Origin of the sequence: Cytobacillus massiliigabonensis, from assembly GCF_900199725.1 — a bacterium.
Classification (GTDB): Bacteria; Bacillota; Bacilli; order Bacillales; family Cytobacillaceae; genus Cytobacillus; species Cytobacillus massiliigabonensis.
Map to the genome: position 1 here is coordinate 1,401,339 of NZ_LT904904.1, position 18,612 is coordinate 1,419,950.

The window sequence follows — 18,612 nt, forward strand, 5'->3', positions numbered from 1 at the left end:
GGTGAACATCTTGTTATGAAGAAATTCCAAAATGTAACGATTAAAGGGACGAAGGATGGGTTGACTCTTCATCTTGATGATGCCTGTTCCTTTGCTGATTTAAAGGAAGAATTAGATCGAAAGCTTTCAGAAAGCTCTCAGTCTCGTGAAGACCGTTTAATCTCTGTCCATGTTCAAGTTGGCAATAGGTATTTAACTGCTGAACAGGAAGAGGAATTAAAAGGTTTAGTTCGACAAAAGAAAAACCTTGTCGTAGATTCGATTAGCTCCAATGTGATGACTAAAGATGAAGCAGAGAAGATAAAGAAAGAAAATGAAATTGTTCCTGTTGCTAGAATTATTCGATCGGGACAGGTCCTTCAAGTGCCTGGTGATTTGCTTCTCATTGGAGATGTAAATCCAGGAGGTACCGTTATTGCTGGCGGAAACATTTATATAATGGGGGCATTAAAAGGAATTGCTCATGCAGGTTTTAGCGGAGATAAGAAAGCGATTGTTACAGCATCCATTATGAAGCCTTCGCAAATCCGAATTAGTGATTGTATTACTAGAGCCCCTGACCATTATCAGGATGATGAAAAAAGAGAAATGGAATGTGCTTACATAAATGATTTAGATCAAATAACTGTTGATAGATTACAAGTTTTAATGCATATCAGACCAAATATTACTAGATTGGAAGGGGGATTCTAGAATGGGAGAAGCCATTGTGATTACATCCGGTAAGGGAGGGGTCGGTAAAACGACGACAAGTGCGAATGTAGGAACAGCCCTAGCTTTGCAAGGGAAAAAAGTTTGCCTTGTAGATACAGATATCGGCCTTCGTAATTTAGATGTTGTCATGGGACTTGAAAATCGGATTATTTATGATCTTGTTGACGTCGTGGAAGGCAGATGTAAAATTCACCAGGCACTTGTAAAAGATAAGCGATTTGAAGATCTTTTATACTTATTGCCTGCCGCACAAACAAGTGATAAAACAGCTGTAACACCAGAGCAAATGAAGGTATTAATCGAAGAATTGAAGCAGGATTATGATTATGTCATCATCGATTGCCCTGCAGGAATTGAACATGGATACAGAAATGCAGTGGCTGGTGCGGATAAAGCAATAGTTGTGACGACCCCGGAAGTTTCAGCTGTTCGAGATGCGGACCGCATTATCGGTTTGCTTGAAAAAGAGGAAAATGTAGAGTCACCTAGGCTCATAATTAACCGAATCCGCAATCAAATGATGAAAAATGGGGACATGCTTGATGTAGATGAAATTGCTACTCATCTATCAATTGATTTAATTGGTATTGTGGCTGATGATGATGAAGTGATTAGAGCTTCTAATCATGGAGAGCCAATTGCGTTAAATCCGAACAGCAAGGCATCCATTGCTTACCGAAATATAGCCCGCCGAATTTTAGGTGAGTCAATTCCTCTTCAGCCGCTGGAAGAGGATAACCCAGGTGTCTTTTCGAAACTGAAAAAGTTTTTTGGTGTTAAATAATAAGGTCAAAAAGTCAGGGACTCCCTGACTTTTTTCATGTTCTGGCTTGTCTTAAGCTTGTCGCCACTGGGCAATCCGCTTCCGCATTTCAAGTTGTCTAGCTGCGGCTCCTAGCCCCTCGAGGTCATAAGCCAGTCTGGCTAGAAGGTTAAAAACCAACCTTCCATCCAGCCTGTCTTATGCTTGTCGGGGCTGTACAGTCGCCTCCGCTTTTCTTTGTTGTCATACTCTATTCGGACGGGTCATAGACTTGTACAAAAGATAGCAGGGGAATGGTGAGAGATGAGCAATAGAGCGGAAGATATTCGGAAACGGGTGGCACGGAGAAAACGAGAACGTGAGAGAATGACAAAAAATATTCATAATCGTGTTCTTTGGGCAGAAGATGAAGAGCGTTATGGCTTTGATAAATTGTCTTCCTATGATGGAAGCAGCGAAGAGGGGAATCATCCTTTATTTCGAAAGGAGTGGTTTTTATTCAAGCTGCTTGCGTCAGCCTGTTTATTTCTGATCGTAGCGATCATGTTTAAAAATAATGCGGCGACCTTTGATTCTGCAAGAGAGTTTGTTAAGACGTCGATGGAAAAGGACTTTCAGTTTGTCGCGGTTTCCAATTGGTATGAGGAGCAATTTGGTAAGCCATTGGCTTTATTGCCTTTTAAAGATCAAAAAAACGAGGAAGGCAAGAAGAGCACCGCTTCAAATACAGAATATGCCTTGCCAGCGTCTGCTAAAATTCTTGAGGAATTTAGTGTGAATGGGCAAAGAATAACAATTGAAACTGGAAAAGACGCTGCTGTTAAAGCGATGAGTGAAGGGCTTGTCAGTTTTGCAGGGAAAAAGGATGGCTTTGGAAAAACGGTGATCATTAAGCATGCGGATAATAGTGAATCATGGTATGGAAATTTAGAAGAAATTCGTGTGGAATTTATGGAATATATCGAAAGTGGAACGGAAGTAGGGTTGCCAGCTGCAACAGAGGACGGCAACAAAGGATCTTTTTATTTCGCGATCAAGCAAGGGGATGATTTCATCGACCCGATACAGGTGATCCCATTTGATTAAATTGGCAGGATTGATAAAATATATTCATATTCATCCGCTTTTGTGGGCAGTGATTGGTCTAGCGATTATGACTGCACACTTTATTGAGCTATCACTATTTCTATTTATTATCCTTGTACATGAACTGGGACATGCAGGTGCAGCGTCTTTTTTTTCGTGGAGGATTAAAAGAATTGCTCTTTTGCCATTTGGCGGGGTTGCAGAAATGGAGGAGCATGGGAATCGCCCTTTAAAAGAAGAGCTGATTGTCATTTTGGCAGGGCCTATTCAGCATCTTTGGATGATGGGTGTGGCCTATAGTCTATTTCAGTTTTCCTTGATGCCTGAAGTAATTTTTCAGCATTTTATTCAATTCAACTTAATGGTTTTCCTATTTAATCTTCTTCCGATTTGGCCGCTTGATGGGGGGAAACTCATTTTCCTTTTATTCTCGCTTTATTATCCATTTCCAGATGCACATAGGAAATGTTTACTGTTATCAGTCGGGAGCATAGTTGTTTTTATCATGATTACTTTATTCATTTCTCCCTTTAATTTAAATATATGGGTGGTTGTTTCATTTTTGCTGTTTGCTCTTTATCATGAATGGAAACAGGGAAGATATGTGTTTATACGCTTTCTCCTCGAACGGTACTATGGGAAGAATCGAGCCTTCCGTACATTAAAGCCGCTTATTGTAAAAGAGGAGGAGATGGTGATTCATGTGCTCGAGAAGTTTCAGAGAGGGTATAAACATCCAATTATTATTGAAAAAGACGGACAAGAAAAAGGATCTTTAGATGAAAATGAGCTATTGCATGCTTATTTTGCTGAGAAAATTGTGACTGCACGAGTTGGGGATTTGCTATATGTGTATTAATTAAAAAGTGAGGAAGTACATTGAAGACCTTAATTATTAACCAGATTCATCGTGAAAAGCGTTATGCTGTTTTGAACGATCATAAAGTTGAAAAGCTTATCATTGATCAGCCAAAACAGCATTCTTCAGTAGGAAATATTTACTTAGGAATAGTAGAAAAGGTGCTTCCAGGAATGAATGCAGCATTTGTATCTATTGGGGAAGAAAAAAGCGGATATTTACATAGAGATAAGCTGGCTTCCTTTATACAATCAGATGATGAAATGTCTGTAAAAGCTGCACGCAGCATTTCCTCCTATGTCCATCAAGGAGAGAAATTTCTTGTTCAAGTGGAAAAGGATGCTGCTGGAACGAAGGGACCGAGATTGACAGGCATCATTGAACTACCTGGGACTCACCTTATCTATATGCCACATGGACGCTACGTGGCTGTATCGAAAAAGTTCAAAAATGATCAAATAAGAGAAGAATGGCGCAGATTCGGCCAACAAATGAAAGACGCTGCAGAAGGAATCGTTTTTCGGACATCCTGTGAAAATCAAACACAGGAAGAATTGTTAGAAGAACTGATAAATTTGCGACTGGCATACAAAGAACTGCTAACAAATGCTGGACAGCTTAAGAAAGCGGGTCGGGTACTTGAACGCAATTCTTTTGCGGAAGAGATTATAGAAGAGGTAAAAAGACTTGAAACAGGTGAAGTGATTGTAGATGATCTAGAAATGAAGAGGCTCATTCAAAAAAACAGCCAACTTCCCGTTAAACATTATACCGGGAAAGAAAATATTTTTTCGGCCTATCGGATTGAACATGAAATAGAAAAAGCTATGAAACGAATTGTTTGGCTTGAAAATGGGGCTTACTTGATCTTTGATGAAGCAGAGGCATTGACAGTTATCGATGTGAACACAGGGAAATTTGCTGGAAAGACGGACCTGCGTGAAACGATATTAAAGACAAACAAAGCTGCAGCCGAGGAAGTGGCGAGGCAAATTCGTCTCCGTGATATCGGAGGGATGGTTTTGATAGATTTTATTGATATGAAAGAGGAACGTGATAGAAAATCTATCCTGACTATTATGGAAGCAGCACTGAAGAAAGACGAACGCAGAACAAATCTGATTGGTTTTTCACCGCTTGGCATTCTCCAAATGACAAGAAAGAAAACGAAGCCAGCCATCTCTGAGGCAATGACGGTGAAATGTGCTTCTTGTGAAGGAACGGGAAGGGTTTTAAGTTCAGAAACCATTGCTTTTCGCTTAGAAAGAGAGCTTTGGGAGCATCGTGGGACCGATTATGAGGCTGTCTATATCGACGTGACTGAAGAGGTAGAGAGGATCTTTTCCGGAGATCACGGGATACATAAAAAACGGATAGAGGAACAGCTCGGGATGAAAATAATTTTTACCGTGATTAATAAAGATAAACCTTTTTATGAAATTCGTCAGTTTGGGGAAAAGCAGTAGCAAAGAGGAAAAGTATATTGACATAGGTGAATAATTTATGTTAGTATTTTCATGTTATGTTTGTAGCGCACCCGTGCTACAACCGCTCAGAACAGGTAATAAGATTTTGTTCAAGGCTTATTGCATTTGAGCAAAGCGCCTGAGGATGGCGAGTCTTAGTCTAAGAGGAGGTGCAGTTCATGTACGCGATTATTGAAACTGGTGGTAAGCAAGTAAAGGTAGAAGAAGGTCAAGCAATCTACATTGAAAAGCTAAACGCAGAAGCAGGCGAAACAGTTACTTTTGATAAAGTTCTTTTCGTTGGCGGAGATAGTGTGAAAGTAGGAAATCCTGTTGTTGCAGGTGCTACTGTTACAGCTAAAGTTGAAAAGCAAGGTCGTCAAAAGAAGATCATTGTTTTCAAGTATAAAGCGAAGAAAAACTATCACAAAAAGCAAGGTCATCGTCAGCCATACACTAAAGTTGTGATTGAAAAAATCAACGCTTAAGGCGATGCTCAATGATTGATGTTACGGTTATTCGTAATAAATCCGGTATGATTCAATCATTTGTGATTAGCGGCCATGCCTTTTTTGCCAATCGAGGCAAGGATATCGTCTGTGCAGGCGTTTCTGCTGTATCGGTTGGTGCAATTAATGCGGTGCATGCCTTAACAGGAGTGACCCCTTTGATTGAACAGAAGGATGAGGGATTTCTCAGCTGTGAAATTCCGGACAAACTTTCGGAAGAAACAAATGAGAAGATTCAGCTTCTTCTTGAAGGAATGGTTGTCTCATTGAGGACAATTGAAGAAGAATACGGACAGCATATAAAAATTACCTTCAAAAAGCAGGAGGTGGAATAAATGTTACTAAAATTAGATCTTCAGTTATTTGCTTCTAAAAAAGGAGTAGGTTCTACAAAGAACGGTCGTGATTCAATCGCAAAGCGTCTTGGCGCTAAGCGTGCAGACGGACAATTTGTAACTGGCGGTTCTATCCTTTACCGTCAGCGTGGAACAAAAATCTACCCTGGAGTAAACGTAGGTAGAGGCGGCGACGATACACTTTTCGCAAAAGTTGACGGCGTTGTTAAATTTGAACGTCTTGGCCGTGACCGTAAGCAAGTGAGCGTATACCCTGCAGCTCAAGAAGCATAAGCAATTGATGGGAAAACTCTAGCCATTATGGTTAGAGTTTTCTTTTTGGATTAAATACGTTTTGATATACACGTGAGCGAGTTTTATTCGAATGAATAACTTAGAGAATGGGTATTAACAAAGGCGATTATGTGCACCAAAAAAATTGTTTAACAATAAATGCTTACGCTTTCTCATCTTTTTGGTATACTTACAGCAGGCAGTCTTCACAAAATAACCGTGTAGGAGTGCATGTATGAACAAGGACTGGAATATGATCGAGGTGCTGCGCTATGCGCGCCACGATTGGCTAAATAAAATCCAATTAATAAAAGGTAATCTTGCACTTAATAAAATTGATCGGGCAAAAGAAATTATCGATGAGATTGTTGCTGAAGCCCAACAGGAAGCAAAGCTTTCTAATTTGAAAATTCCTCAATTCGCCTCGCTGATTCTTACATATAATTGGGAAAATCATATGTTTCAATTGGAATACGATGTGTTGGATGGTTCGCAATGTGATTATTTGGATGACGAGTGGCTTGTTAGCTGGACAGGATCGTTTTTTGATTGTTTAAATTCATCCATTAAGCAGTATTATGACAACCATTTATCTGTGACAATTGAGCCTCAAATAGAAGGTACTCGTTTCTTTTTCGATTTTAGAGGAATAATAACAAATAAGGAACAGATTGAACGTTTCTTTGAAAGAACGGCTACTGCTCCAAAAATTCATTTTCATCTTTTTACAAATCAAGAACTCTCGCTTGAATTTTTTCTACATAAGTGAAAACAATCAGTTCTTGCTGTCTTTTAGGAAAAAGACAGCCAAGACAGGAGGAATAATATGTTTGTCGATCAGGTCAAAATTTATATAAAAGGCGGAGATGGGGGCAATGGAATGGTTGCCTTCCGCCGTGAAAAATATGTTCCAAATGGCGGTCCTGCAGGTGGGGATGGCGGAAAAGGAGCAGATGTTGTTTTTGAAGTGAATGAGGGCTTGAGAACCTTAATGGACTTCCGCTATCAGCGTCATTTTAAGGCACCTCGTGGAGAGCATGGAATGTCCAAAAATATGCATGGCAGAAATTCTAAGGATATGATTGTAAAGGTTCCGCCTGGTACAGTGGTCACGGATGCAGAAACAGGTGAAGTGATAGCTGATCTTGTTGAGCATGGACAGCGGGCGGTCATTGCTAATGGCGGCCGTGGAGGCAGAGGAAACACAAGATTTGCCACTCCAGCAAACCCTGCACCGGAATTGTCTGAGCATGGGGAGCCAGGGATTGAAAGAGAAGTTATTCTTGAGCTGAAGCTATTGGCTGATGCCGGGCTAGTTGGATTCCCTAGTGTTGGAAAATCAACACTTTTATCGGTTGTCTCTTCAGCAAGACCGAAAATTGCTGAATATCATTTTACAACGATTGCACCTAACTTAGGTATGGTTGAAACAGAGGATGGACGGAGCTTTGTTTTAGCAGACTTGCCAGGATTAATTGAAGGTGCCCATTCAGGGGTAGGGCTGGGTCATCAATTTTTAAGGCATATTGAACGTACAAGGGTCATTGTTCATGTGATTGATATGGCAGCAATGGAAGGCAGAGATCCGTACGAGGATTATTTAACGATTAATAAAGAATTAAAAGAGTATAACTTACGGCTAACGGAAAGACCGCAAGTAATTGTTGCGAATAAAATGGAAATGCCAGGGGCTGAAGAGAATCTCGAGAAATTTAAAGAGCAGATGGAGGATGATTATCCGATTTTCCCTATTTCCGCAGTTACACGTCAAGGATTAAGGGATTTATTATTTGCGATTGCTAATAAAATTGAAGAAACTCCTGAATTCCCGCTCATCCAAGAGGATGAAGATACAGGTGTACATCGTGTCCTTTATAAACATGAAGCAGAGCAGACAGAATTTGTTATCACAAGAGATTCAGCTGGTGACTTTATTGTTTCAGGAGATGCGATTGAAAAGCTCTTTAAAATGACAGATTTCTCAAGAGATGAATCGGTCAGACGTTTTGCAAGACAGCTTCGCGGAATGGGTGTGGATGATGCCCTCCGTCAAAAAGGAGCAAAAGACGGCGATATCGTCAAGCTGCTTGATTATGAATTCGAGTTTATTGAGTAGCCACTAGAGGCAGGTGGAGTGGAGAAATGAGACATGAGAAACTGGATAAAAAATTTTTCTTAGTCCGAGAAGATGTTTTGCCTGAAGCAATGAAAAAAACATTAGAAGCAAAAGAAATGATTGAAAGAGGAAAAGCAGAATCTGTTTGGGATGCAGCTCAAAAGGTAGATTTAAGCCGCAGTGCTTTTTATAAATATAGAGACACTGTTTTTCCTTTTCATACGGTCGTAAAAGAGCGGTTAATCACATTATTTTTTTATTTAGAAGATCGGTCAGGCACTTTATCTCATTTATTAGGGGAAGTAGCATCGTCAGGCTGCAATGTGTTGACGATTCATCAAACGATTCCGCTCATGGGAAGGGCAAACGTTACGCTCTCTTTAAATACAGCAGGAATGCAAATTGAAATTGAAGAGTTATTGATTAGACTAAGAAAATTAGAGTTTGTTGAAAAAGTAGAGGTGCTTGGTTCAGGTGCATGATTGATATCGTGCCCTGTTCCTTTCATCTTTTTTTATTTTTACATATGTTGTGTAAAGTGGTAGAGTGTTAGTAATCAATGATACATAACGTGCATTTTAAGGGAGAGAAATTACTGTGAGAATAGGTTTCTTAGGTCCGAAAGCAACTTTTACAGATATTGCTGTTAGGGAAATGTTCCCTAAAGAAGAATCTGTGCCATATGCAACGATTCCAGACTGCTTTGACGCGTTAATTGAGGATGAAATTGAATTAGCTGTTGTGCCTTTAGAGAATGCTCTTGAAGGATCCGTAAATATTACACTTGATTATTTAGTGCACGAAGTGGATTTGCCAATTATCGCAGAGCTTACTTCTCCAATTCGCCAGCATTTTATGGTGCACCCTGACAATATGGATAGCTGGAAAGAAACTGAAAGGATTTATAGCCACTCCCATGCGATTGCACAATGCCACAAGTTTTTACACAAAGAATTGAAAGGAATTCCGTATACGAACACAACCTCAACAGCAGCGGCAGCACAATTTATTAAGGAACATCCGGATGTGAAGGCAGGAGCGATTGCTAATGAGCTTGCTGCTAAAGAATATGGACTTTCCATCGTTCGTAAAGATGTGCATGATGTCCATTATAACCATACTCGATTTATTGTTCTTTCAAAAAATAAAATGCCGCTAAGCGAGGAATGTTCAGCTTTTAGAGGATATAAAACAACAGTGATGATCACGTTGCCCTCTGATCGTGCTGGCGCACTCCATCAGGTTCTATCTGCGTTTGCCTGGAGAAAATTAAATCTTTCTAAAATCGAATCAAGACCGATGAAAACAGGCCTTGGTAATTATTTTTTTATCATTGATATTGATATGAAACAGGATGATGTATTAATTCCAGGTGTTGTCGCAGAATTAGAGGCACTTGATTGTAAAGTAAAGATATTAGGAAGCTATCCTTATTATCAGCTGGGGTTAGAGACTTCTAAACAGAGTACTTACTTGTAATAGGAAAAGGAGCACTTCATTTGTGCTCCTTTTTTAGTCTTTCTTATTCAACTAAAAAATTTGCTTGCTTTAACGCTTTTTGGGCCTCATCGAGTTTTTCGTTTGTTGCTGCAGCAATCGTATGAAGGTGGATGCCGCCTGTAAGCTCAGATAAGTAAGAGGCATTCGTTGATTTTATTTTTTTCATAAATTGACTGACTTCTTTTCGATTAGAAACCATAACAGAAGCTGTTAAATCTCCATAGACAGGATGCTCAATGCGGACATCCTTTACAGTGACTCCATAATCGACAAGTAAATTAAGTTCTTCTTCTGTTCGTTCAGGAGAATGGCTGCTGGCAATGATGCGCTCTACCATAGGGGGATGGCTGCCATTTTGGATTAAATACATATAGCCCTGGCTTGTGGCAATAATTGGTTCACCTTTTGCTTTTAAAAGGGTTATATCGCCGACGATCACCTGTCTGCTTACATTTGTTATGGATGCAAGCTCACTGCCTGTTATTGGTGCTCTTTTATCCTTTAAAAGCTGAAGCAGCATGTCTCTTCTTTCTTCACCGAGCACCTTTCGTTGATTCTTCATTGTATGAACTCCCTTTTATCCCAATAATAAATAATTTTATCATAATTACAGGCTGAATTTAACTCAATTAGCTTTGGAGTATATCTTGAACAATTTTTACAATTGATTGAGCTAGCAGTTGTGCATCATTTACTGTCGTTTCCCAACCAAAAGAAATACGAATGAATTCTTTTGCACTTTTTCCAGTAATTCCGAGTGCCTTCATTGTTTTTGAAGAAAATTGCATTCCTGTCTGGCAAGCACTTCCCGTGGAAATTGCAAATCCATAGCGATTACATTCAAGCATGATCAATTGTCCCTCTATTCCCTTTATTCTCATGCCTATTGTAGAAGGGAGCTGTGCAATTGCATCGGAACCATATACAATACAATTCTTCTTTATTGGTTCTAGTGCTTGAAGAAATGCCTCTCTTTGACATAAATAAAGTGAATGATGCTCATTGAGATACTTGTATGCCTTTTGTGCAGCAACTGTCATTGCTGCAATTGCAGGTACATTTACTGTACCTGGTCTAAATCCTTTCTCATGTGCTGCTCCTGGGTAATATCCCTTCCAATTTAAGCGCGGATGAATATAAACAGCCCCAGCTCCTTTTGGTCCATAGAATTTATGCCCAGAAATAGATAGGCTGTCAACCGCTTGTGCAACTTGCTTTATATCTGTCTTTCCAAATGTGTGAACACAATCACTGTGGATTAAAATTTGATTTTCTGCACAAAGTCTGCCTATATCTTCAATTGGCTGTAAAGTACCAATTTCAGAATTTCCATGCTGGATACTGATTAATACTGTATCCTTTCTTACTGCATTTTTTACTTGCTCCAAGTCAATATGACCTGCTGAATTAAGAGGGATAACTGTTGCCTCATATTGCTGCTCCTCTATTAATTTTATCAGTGTGTTTGAGATGGATGAATGTTCTGCCATGCTGGTAATAATGTGTTTTCCTGCTTTTAAACTTGAGGATAATAGAGATTGAATTGCAAGAAAATTACTTTCGGAGCCCCCGCTAGTAAAATAAATCCCTTCTTTCTGCACACCTAGTAATTGTGCCATTTCATTGCGGCAGTTTTCCAATAGGTCATTTGCTTGACTGCCAGTGTCATGTAGACTGCTTGTATTGCCGTAATAGGCAGTAGCTGCTTTCAAATATACTTCAGCTGCCTCATGATCAAGCGGGCATGTAGCAGCAAAATCAAAATATTTCAATTAAATCACCCAGCCTTAAAAAATAGTTTAATAAAAAATTAAGCAATTCTTTAAAAATACTTGTCATAAGTTTAAAACTATGTAAATATAAGTGTCAAGACAAGTGTAATGATCAGGAGGTTGAAATGAGAAAGACGAATGTGATCATTATTGGCAGTGGGATTGCATCATTGCAATTAGCAAGGAGCCTTCGAGATGATTTGAATGTGATTGTTCTCACAAAGTCAAATGTTTATAAGAGCAATTCTAATCTAGCTCAAGGCGGAATTGCAGCAGCGATTGGAAAAAGGGATCATCCCGATAAACATTATATGGATACGCTTGTAGCAGGAAGCCATCATAATGATCCAGAAGCTGTTCTTGAACTAACAAATGAAGCTCCATTCCTGATACAAGAATTAAATAAACAAGGCTGCCCTTTTGATAAGAATGAAAATGGGGAACTGCTGCTTGGGATGGAAGGGGCTCATTCTGAATATAGAATAGTACATGGTGGCGGGGATGCCACTGGAAGAACGATTATTCAATTTATGACTTCCAATATGAATCCGAATATCGAAATCATTGAAAACTTTTTTGTTTATGAATTACTGATGGATGAAAGCAGTAACCGCTGTATTGGAGCTAAAGGCAAATATTCTAATGGACAAATAGATTATTATTTTGCCGAACATATTGTTATTGCTACGGGTGGCTGCGGACAGCTATACAGCTACACTTCAAATGCAGAAACTGTTGCAGGAGATGGAATTGCACTAGCCTATCAGGCAGGAGCTGAAATAACCGATATGGAATTTATTCAGTTTCACCCTACCCTTCTTTTTACAGGAAAGAAAGCGGTTGGATTAGTGTCAGAAGCAGTAAGAGGTGAAGGAGCCCGTTTAATTACAAAGGAAGGAATCCCAATAATGGATGGGGTACATCTTCTTCGTGATCTGGCTCCAAGGCATATCGTATCACAAACCATATACAGCTTTATAGAAAAAGGAAAGCAAATCTTCCTCGATATTTCAGAAGTAGATCATTTTGAAAATCGATTTCCGACAATTACAAACTTGTGCGAACGAAATGGAATTGATCTAAAGAAAGGTCTTATCCCAGTTGTGCCTGGAAGTCATTTTTTAATGGGGGGCATCAAAACAGATTTAGATGGAAGGAGCAGCGTGAAAGGGTTATATGCAATTGGAGAGGCGGCTTGTACAGGGGTTCATGGCGCTAATCGGCTTGCAAGTAATTCTTTGCTTGAGGGATTATTTTTCGGGAAAAGGCTGGCTGAAATAGTGAATGCTCAAACAATAACCCAGCCAGTTGATTCTACCTTCTCTGAAAATATTGAATGTTATATGAACATTTCCCGTCCCTTGCCATCGATTAAGGAGATTCAGGCATCAATGATGGAGAATGCAGGAATTGTTCGTACGAAGAAAGGGTTGATGAAGCAGAAAGCATGGCTGGAAAGCTTTGATATAGAAAATTGGGCAGAAAAGAAACTTGATCATTTAACAACTGAAGAAATAGTTCAAGTTTTTATGATGATAACTTCATGGCTAATCACAAACTCTGCCCTAGAACGAACAGAAAGTCGGGGAGGACATTTTCGTCAGGATTACCCAAGTGAAAATGATCACAAATGGCTAAGAAAACAAATTATTCAATGTAAAAAAATGATAAAGGATGAAAAGCATGAACAAATTAAAGCTGCGCTTGCAACTTGAGCAATTTTTTTTAGAGGATATTGGGGATAGAGATGTAACTAGTGAACAAATTTTTGGCGAGGAACAGAGAGGGAAAATTGTTTTTTTAGCAAAAGCAAATGGAATCTTTTGTGGGGAAGAAGTCATTCGGACGGGGTTTGCACTCCTTGATCATGAGATCAAGACAGAGCTAAGAGTGAAGGACGGAGATCCAATTGAGAATGGGCAAATACTTGCTACTGTGAAGGGGAGTGTTTCTCATTTATTAAAAGGAGAGCGTGTTATTTTAAATCTCATTCAACGAATGAGCGGGATTGCTACAAAAACGAGGGAAGCAGTAACTGTTTTAAATAGTAAATACACCAAAATTTGTGATACAAGAAAAACAACTCCCGGATTAAGAATGTTGGAGAAGTATGCAGTTCGATGTGGGGGAGGGCACAATCATCGTTTTGGCCTTTATGATGGTGTAATGATAAAAGACAATCATATTTCCTTTTCAGGTTCAATTACAAAGGCTGTTAAAGCTGTCCGTGAAACAATTGGCCATATGGTGAAAATCGAGGTAGAGATCGAATCAGAGGAACAATTAATGGAAGCGATTGCAGCAAAGGCAGATGTGATTATGTTTGACAATAGACTTCCGAGTGAAATTAAAGAATGGATTGCATCTGTTCCTGAACGGGTTATTACAGAAGCATCAGGGGGAATCACGCTTGAAACTCTGCCAGAGTTTAGGGAAACAGGAGTCGACTACATTTCTCTCGGTTTCTTAACTCATTCGGTTCAAGCCTTGGATATTAGTGTAAAAGTAACCGTTGAAGACTAAAATGCGAGATTAAAACAAATTTTCACAACAAGGGGATAAATATATGAATATCTTTCAAACTGTAGAGCGGCAATCAAATGTTCTTCCGGAAAAATATCGGAATATGGCAGTAGATGAGCTGGAAGATAGAGTAAAAGCAATAAAAAATAAACTAGGCAGCAAATTATTTATTCCATGCCATCATTATCAAAAGGATGAGGTGGTCCAGTTTGCAGATGCAACTGGTGATTCGTTAAAACTGGCACAGCTGTCAGAAGAAAATCGAGAAGCTGAGCATATCGTCTTTTGCGGTGTCCATTTCATGGCGGAAACAGCGGAAATATTGACGGCAAAAAATCAAAACGTTTATTTACCAGATATGCGGGCTGGATGCTCCATGGCTGATATGGCAGATATGTTTCAGACAGAAAGGGCATGGACAAAGCTGGTTGAACTTTTTGGAGAGACGATCCTACCATTAACATATGTCAATTCAACAGCAGCAATTAAATCTTTTGTTGGGCAGCATGGTGGTGCAACAGTTACTTCATCAAATGCCGCAAAAATGTTGAAATGGGCGTTTAATCAAAAGCAAAGAATTTTATTTTTACCTGATCAGCATTTAGGGAGAAATACTGCCTTTCATTTAGGGGTTGGACTAGACGAGATGGCTGTTTGGAATCCAATTACTGATGAATTGGAGTTTGATGGAGCAGCTGAAAAAGTAAAGGTAATTTTATGGAAGGGGCATTGCTCCGTTCATGAAAATTTTACAGCTCAAAATGTGGCAGATATCCGTATGAATTATCCAACGATGAAAATCATTGTTCATCCAGAATGTAAAAGAGAAGTAGTTGAACTTTCTGATATGGCGGGATCTACGAATTATATTATTGAGGCAATTAGAAATGCTGAAATCGGGTCATCATGGGCGATTGGAACGGAAATGAACCTCGTTAAACGAATGATTAAACAGCATCCGGATAAACATATTATGTCTTTAAATCCGCATATGTGTCCTTGTTTAACAATGAATCGAATTGATCTTCCTCACCTTGCTTGGTGCCTGGAATCAATTGAACAAGGAAGTAACATGAACAAAATTAATGTAGCAGAAAATGATGCAAAATATGCAAAGCTAGCATTGGAAAGAATGCTTGCACATGTCTAAAACCTCTTTTTTCCGGAGGTTTTTTTTTCTTCAAAAAAAACTTTGCAACTAGTTACTAAAACATATTTTTCAAAATTAAAGCATAAGTTTTTATGTAAAGTATTAGCAATTTGCCCATTTTGTCATACACTATATGGACTTATGACTAGTAGGAGGGATCAGAGTGAAGATCCATATCGTACAAAAAGGGGATACTCTTTGGAAGATCGCCAAAAAGTACGGCGTGAATTTTGAAGAGCTGAAAAAAATGAATACACAGCTCAGCAACCCTGATATGATTATGCCCGGTATGAAAATAAAAGTTCCTGGAGCAGGAGGGTCTGTAAAGAAGGAAGCTCCTATTGGAGGCATGCCGGATACAAAAATTAACATGGGTGCTAAAAAAGAAATGCCAAAAGCAGAACACCCTTTTGCAAAAGAAAAGCCGAAAACAATGCCTGTTGTAGAAGCGCCTAAAGAAGTGCCAGTTGCACCTAAAAAGGAAGCACCAAAAGTAACTGCACCACAAGTGGAGATACCAAAAGAAGTCCCAAAGAAACCATTTATTCCGAAAATGCCGAAACCAATTATGCCGGAAATCGATATAAATAATTACTACATGATGAACATGGCTAATTTATCTGTTCAGCAGCCGGCGCCGCAATTGCCTCCGAAACCAGTTAATATTCTTCCGGAAGTAAAGCCGATAGAAACAAAACCAATAGAAACAAAACCGGTAAAACCGATAAAATCGGTAAAACCAGTAAAACCAGTTGAAAAAACGCCAAAGCCAAAGGCAGTAGAAAGCGAGTTATTTGCTGAAACACAACAAGGAGGTTTCGAACAGCCAATGTATCCATATTATCCTAATCATCTTTTTCCTGTTTCACCAGTTATGCCTGGATCTGGTTTTCAAGGAGGATATCCTCAGCAAATGGGCTTTCCACAAGTTCAAGGAGCAGCAATGCCAATGCATCAAATGCCACAAATGCCTCACCAAAATTTTGGGCTAGCTGGAGTAGAAAGCCACGGGTTTTATGAGGAATCCTCACCATTCATGCCGATGCATCAAATGCCGCATATGAATCATGAATATACTATGCCAACTCAGGCACAGAATCCTGCACCTGTTATGGGTGCCCAGGATATGGGACAGCAGCAATTGCCGCTTCAGCCAACATACACAGCTCCGGCCATGCAGCCAAATTATGGCTTTCCATGCCCACCAAATCCTTGTCCGCCATACCCAGCTCATTTAATTCCAGTGTCTCCAGTTATGCCTGGATCTGGCTTTTGTGGTACCGTTCCATATGGTCAAATGCCATATGCGATGCCACAAATGTCTCCACAAGTTCAAGGTGTAATGGAGGAAATGCCTAATATGGCACAAATGCCATTGATGCCTTCACAAAGTCAAATGCCTTTAATGCCAACTGAAAATGTGAAGGGTGCAGAAGCAGATTGTGGATGTGGCGGAGGTGCGCCACAAATGGCTCCATATGGATTCGGTCAAGGATTTGCTCCTGGTGTACAGCCGTACGGGTCTCCATATGGACAGCAAATGGGATACGCGCAACCATTCCCTATGAATCCTTACGGGCATGGACCAATGGGCGGGCAAGCGTTTGGAATGCCGCGAAACTTTGATGAAAGCAGTGAATTTGACGTTTAAAGGTGAAGGAGACGATTTGTTTCAAAATCGTCTCTTCTCCTATTTACAGAAACAGCTCAATATCCCAATTAAGGAAATTTTGCAAATAAGGAAGCAAGTATATAAAGTAAATGCAGAAGGGATAGATTTTATCCTAAAAGGCTTTTCCTCTTATCATCAGCTTGTTTTACAGAAGGACTTTTTAACATGGCTAAAACGGGAAGGATTCCAAAAAACCTATTCGTTTTATCCATTAGAGAAAAATCCCCCTCTATTATTTGAACAAACGTATTATGGATGCCTTGAATTCATCGAAACATCTAAGAATGAATTTACCTTTTATAAGCAGAGTGATCGTTTAAATGGCTTAAAGCTTCTCTCACATTTTCATGATGTGAATGAAAAACTAGTTAAACAATATACAGGGAATATACCAAGCTTTAATCAATTAGGAAAATGGCAGGAAAGAACCATGTCTTTTTTGAATAATCTCCCAGTTATCCGCTATTTTGTCCAAAAAGAAATAATAAATGATATGCTTATTTGGGCTGATTGGTCTTTGAAAGGACTAGAAAAAGAATTAAATGTATTCGAAAACGGCAAGAAGGTTATTCTACATGGAGATGTAGCTCACCATAATTTTTTACGATCGAAGAATAAAGACATATATTTAATTGACTTTGATTTAATAAGTATTGGTACCCCTCGTTCTGACTGCCTGCAATATGCCAACCGCATTCTCCCATTTATCCATTGGTCATTCCAGGAATTAGGAAACTATAAAGAAATTGCAGCCTATTTGAATGAAAAAGGATTTATTTACGCCCTTGCATTTCCTACGGATATTTTCAGGGAGTGGAATCGAGCGATTCGAGAACAAACTTACTTACAGTCAACAAAAATCCAGCAATTATTAGAAATGACCGTCGGACAATTTCAGCAAAGACACAGCTTTATTAAAGAGTTGCAACGTTTCTTGCACGTTAAGTAGAGCAAGCTGGCAATCATTTTAAGAATGAATATCCTCCTTTTTTGGCAACCTACTGATGAGCATAATGCTCATTTGTTTGATTAGCGAAGGAGGGTTTTCGCTTGGACAAGAAACTAATAGCACTTCCATTTTCAATGATCATGTTATTTGGAACAGCCGGCTGCGGAGCAAATGATGAAACAGCAAGTCAGCAGCGTTCTGCCGACCGCGCTCAGCCAATCGGGTATTATTCGAATGAAAACCATCAGAATAAGGGTGGAAATGTTCGATTTCTTGATGGGGCAGACAATGATGGTGCACTGACTGAGATGATGGACCACACTCTTGGAGAGGAAGGGCAATATAGAAATCGCCAGAATGGGAATGCAAAAGAACGAGCACCTCAAAGGGTAAGTGATAACAGGGAACCACATCTTTTTAGCCGTGATGATGCTAATTTCCATGGTCATTTAGGCTATAATAAAAGAGCAAGCAACTCCTATTATGAGGCATATAATGGGGAGATGGTTGAAAGAATAAACCAGGCTGCAGCAGCCGTAAACAATGTCAATGATGTTCAATCGGTCGTGAATGGGGATTATGTCATCATTGCAGCCGACTTAAACGATGCTGGACGCAAAAAAGCGACAATAGCAGAAATTAATCAGGCTGTTCAGCCTTATTTAAATGGAAAAACAAGCAGGGTTGTCACAGATGAAAGTACATTGAACCGCCTGAAAGTAATTGATAATGATTTACGAGATGGGGGTCCAAGAGACCAGCTTTATTTAGATGTTAAAAATCTATTTCGAAACATGACTGATTAAGCGAAAAGAGACAGGGCATATGTGTCCTGTCTTTTCCTTTAATGCTAGAAGTTTCATTTTATCCGGATAAGCTTGAAAAAAATGGTCATACTAAATAC

At 39.4% G+C, this 18,612-nt stretch carries 20 protein-coding genes and 1 other annotated feature; of the genes, 18 read left to right on the plus strand and 2 right to left on the minus strand.

All coding sequences use genetic code 11. The annotated features are described in order from the left end of the window. Nucleotides 1–15 precede the first annotated feature (15 nt). The 12 genes from minC (at nt 16) to pheA (ending at nt 9,621) form a co-directional block, all read left to right on the plus strand. Nucleotides 16–693, plus strand: coding sequence for a septum site-determining protein MinC (gene minC, locus C1726_RS17975; RefSeq protein ID WP_102274411.1), 678 nt, complete (start codon nt 16–18; stop codon nt 691–693). A gap of 1 nt (nt 694) precedes the next feature. Beyond that, nucleotides 695–1,498 carry a septum site-determining protein MinD gene (minD, locus tag C1726_RS17980; RefSeq protein ID WP_102274412.1) on the plus strand — a complete coding sequence of 268 codons (804 nt, stop codon included), beginning with the start codon at nt 695–697 and terminating at the stop codon, nt 1,496–1,498. A gap of 282 nt (nt 1,499–1,780) precedes the next feature. Continuing rightward, on the plus strand, nt 1,781–2,563 hold the full coding sequence (locus tag C1726_RS17985; RefSeq protein WP_102274413.1) for a M23 family metallopeptidase: 783 nt from the start codon (nt 1,781–1,783) through the stop codon (nt 2,561–2,563). Next, the gene (locus C1726_RS17990; protein ID WP_102274414.1) at nt 2,556–3,422 is read left to right on the plus strand and encodes a M50 family metallopeptidase; all 867 of its coding nucleotides are present in this window, start codon (nt 2,556–2,558) and stop codon (nt 3,420–3,422) included. Before C1726_RS17985 ends, C1726_RS17990 begins: the two co-directional genes overlap by 8 nt. 20 nt (nt 3,423–3,442) lie before the next feature. Further along, nucleotides 3,443–4,888 (plus strand): Rne/Rng family ribonuclease, encoded by a 1,446-nt coding sequence (locus C1726_RS17995; RefSeq protein WP_102274415.1) that lies wholly within the window; start codon nt 3,443–3,445, stop codon nt 4,886–4,888. Between the two features lie 70 nt (nt 4,889–4,958). Then, nucleotides 4,959–5,054 (plus strand) — a sequence feature (ribosomal protein L21 leader region). Nucleotides 5,055–5,067: 13 nt separating this feature from the next. Continuing rightward, entirely contained in the window at nt 5,068–5,376 is a 309-nt protein-coding gene (gene rplU / locus C1726_RS18000; RefSeq protein ID WP_102274416.1) for a 50S ribosomal protein L21, read from the plus strand. An 11-nt stretch (nt 5,377–5,387) separates the two neighbouring features. Continuing rightward, nucleotides 5,388–5,732, plus strand: coding sequence for a ribosomal-processing cysteine protease Prp (locus C1726_RS18005; RefSeq protein ID WP_102274417.1), 345 nt, complete (start codon nt 5,388–5,390; stop codon nt 5,730–5,732). After that, entirely contained in the window at nt 5,733–6,026 is a 294-nt protein-coding gene (gene rpmA / locus C1726_RS18010) for a 50S ribosomal protein L27 (RefSeq protein WP_102274418.1), read from the plus strand. A 235-nt stretch (nt 6,027–6,261) separates the two neighbouring features. Then, nucleotides 6,262–6,795 (plus strand): sporulation initiation phosphotransferase B, encoded by a 534-nt coding sequence (locus C1726_RS18015; protein ID WP_102274419.1) that lies wholly within the window; start codon nt 6,262–6,264, stop codon nt 6,793–6,795. A gap of 57 nt (nt 6,796–6,852) precedes the next feature. Continuing rightward, nucleotides 6,853–8,142 (plus strand): GTPase ObgE, encoded by a 1,290-nt coding sequence (gene obgE / locus C1726_RS18020; protein ID WP_102274420.1) that lies wholly within the window; start codon nt 6,853–6,855, stop codon nt 8,140–8,142. A 26-nt stretch (nt 8,143–8,168) separates the two neighbouring features. Further along, entirely contained in the window at nt 8,169–8,624 is a 456-nt protein-coding gene (locus tag C1726_RS18025) for an ACT domain-containing protein (RefSeq protein ID WP_102274421.1), read from the plus strand. Nucleotides 8,625–8,739: 115 nt separating this feature from the next. Then, a complete protein-coding gene (gene pheA, locus C1726_RS18030) occupies nt 8,740–9,621 on the plus strand; it encodes a prephenate dehydratase (RefSeq protein ID WP_102274422.1) in 882 nt (293 codons plus the stop codon). 43 nt (nt 9,622–9,664) lie between these two features. On the opposite strand, the gene C1726_RS18035 is transcribed toward pheA, so the two are convergent. Both C1726_RS18035 and C1726_RS18040 read right to left on the minus strand, forming a co-directional pair. Then, nucleotides 9,665–10,204 carry a transcription repressor NadR gene (locus tag C1726_RS18035; RefSeq protein ID WP_102274423.1) on the minus strand — a complete coding sequence of 180 codons (540 nt, stop codon included), beginning with the start codon at nt 10,202–10,204 and terminating at the stop codon, nt 9,665–9,667. A 67-nt stretch (nt 10,205–10,271) separates the two neighbouring features. Then, on the minus strand, nt 10,272–11,414 hold the full coding sequence (locus C1726_RS18040; protein ID WP_102274424.1) for an IscS subfamily cysteine desulfurase: 1,143 nt from the start codon (nt 11,412–11,414) through the stop codon (nt 10,272–10,274). Nucleotides 11,415–11,539: 125 nt separating this feature from the next. Here C1726_RS18040 and nadB point away from each other — a divergent pair, with 125 nt between their 5' ends. From nadB to C1726_RS18070, 6 genes are all read left to right on the plus strand, one after another. Continuing rightward, the gene (gene nadB, locus C1726_RS18045) at nt 11,540–13,129 is read left to right on the plus strand and encodes an L-aspartate oxidase (RefSeq protein ID WP_102274425.1); all 1,590 of its coding nucleotides are present in this window, start codon (nt 11,540–11,542) and stop codon (nt 13,127–13,129) included. Next, the gene (gene nadC, locus C1726_RS18050; RefSeq protein ID WP_102274426.1) at nt 13,098–13,937 is read left to right on the plus strand and encodes a carboxylating nicotinate-nucleotide diphosphorylase; all 840 of its coding nucleotides are present in this window, start codon (nt 13,098–13,100) and stop codon (nt 13,935–13,937) included. Before nadB ends, nadC begins: the two co-directional genes overlap by 32 nt. Nucleotides 13,938–13,980: 43 nt before the next feature. Beyond that, nucleotides 13,981–15,087 carry a quinolinate synthase NadA gene (gene nadA, locus C1726_RS18055; RefSeq protein ID WP_102274427.1) on the plus strand — a complete coding sequence of 369 codons (1,107 nt, stop codon included), beginning with the start codon at nt 13,981–13,983 and terminating at the stop codon, nt 15,085–15,087. A 163-nt stretch (nt 15,088–15,250) separates the two neighbouring features. Continuing rightward, nucleotides 15,251–16,738 (plus strand): SafA/ExsA family spore coat assembly protein, encoded by a 1,488-nt coding sequence (gene safA, locus C1726_RS26900; protein ID WP_102274428.1) that lies wholly within the window; start codon nt 15,251–15,253, stop codon nt 16,736–16,738. A gap of 16 nt (nt 16,739–16,754) precedes the next feature. Then, the gene (locus tag C1726_RS18065) at nt 16,755–17,708 is read left to right on the plus strand and encodes a phosphotransferase (RefSeq protein ID WP_235822797.1); all 954 of its coding nucleotides are present in this window, start codon (nt 16,755–16,757) and stop codon (nt 17,706–17,708) included. Nucleotides 17,709–17,809: 101 nt separating this feature from the next. Next, entirely contained in the window at nt 17,810–18,514 is a 705-nt protein-coding gene (locus C1726_RS18070) for a YhcN/YlaJ family sporulation lipoprotein (RefSeq protein WP_102274430.1), read from the plus strand. The last annotated feature ends 98 nt before the right edge of the window (nt 18,515–18,612 follow it).

Excerpts from the sequence above, each read along its gene's own strand:
- nadC (WP_102274426.1), top strand. The coding sequence starts at position 13,098 with ATGAACAAATTAAAGCTGCGCTTGCAACTTGAGCAATTTTTTTTAGAG.
- C1726_RS17985 (WP_102274413.1), top strand. The coding sequence starts at position 1,781 with ATGAGCAATAGAGCGGAAGATATTCGGAAACGGGTGGCACGGAGAAAA.
- minC (WP_102274411.1), top strand. The coding sequence starts at position 16 with ATGAAGAAATTCCAAAATGTAACGATTAAAGGGACGAAGGATGGGTTG.
- rplU (WP_102274416.1), top strand. The coding sequence starts at position 5,068 with ATGTACGCGATTATTGAAACTGGTGGTAAGCAAGTAAAGGTAGAAGAA.
- C1726_RS18005 (WP_102274417.1), top strand. The coding sequence starts at position 5,388 with ATGATTGATGTTACGGTTATTCGTAATAAATCCGGTATGATTCAATCA.
- C1726_RS18025 (WP_102274421.1), top strand. The coding sequence starts at position 8,169 with ATGAGACATGAGAAACTGGATAAAAAATTTTTCTTAGTCCGAGAAGAT.
- obgE (WP_102274420.1), top strand. The coding sequence starts at position 6,853 with ATGTTTGTCGATCAGGTCAAAATTTATATAAAAGGCGGAGATGGGGGC.
- C1726_RS18015 (WP_102274419.1), top strand. The coding sequence starts at position 6,262 with ATGAACAAGGACTGGAATATGATCGAGGTGCTGCGCTATGCGCGCCAC.
- C1726_RS18035 (WP_102274423.1), bottom strand. The coding sequence starts at position 10,204 with ATGAAGAATCAACGAAAGGTGCTCGGTGAAGAAAGAAGAGACATGCTG.
- nadB (WP_102274425.1), top strand. The coding sequence starts at position 11,540 with ATGAGAAAGACGAATGTGATCATTATTGGCAGTGGGATTGCATCATTG.
- rpmA (WP_102274418.1), top strand. The coding sequence starts at position 5,733 with ATGTTACTAAAATTAGATCTTCAGTTATTTGCTTCTAAAAAAGGAGTA.
- nadA (WP_102274427.1), top strand. The coding sequence starts at position 13,981 with ATGAATATCTTTCAAACTGTAGAGCGGCAATCAAATGTTCTTCCGGAA.
- minD (WP_102274412.1), top strand. The coding sequence starts at position 695 with ATGGGAGAAGCCATTGTGATTACATCCGGTAAGGGAGGGGTCGGTAAA.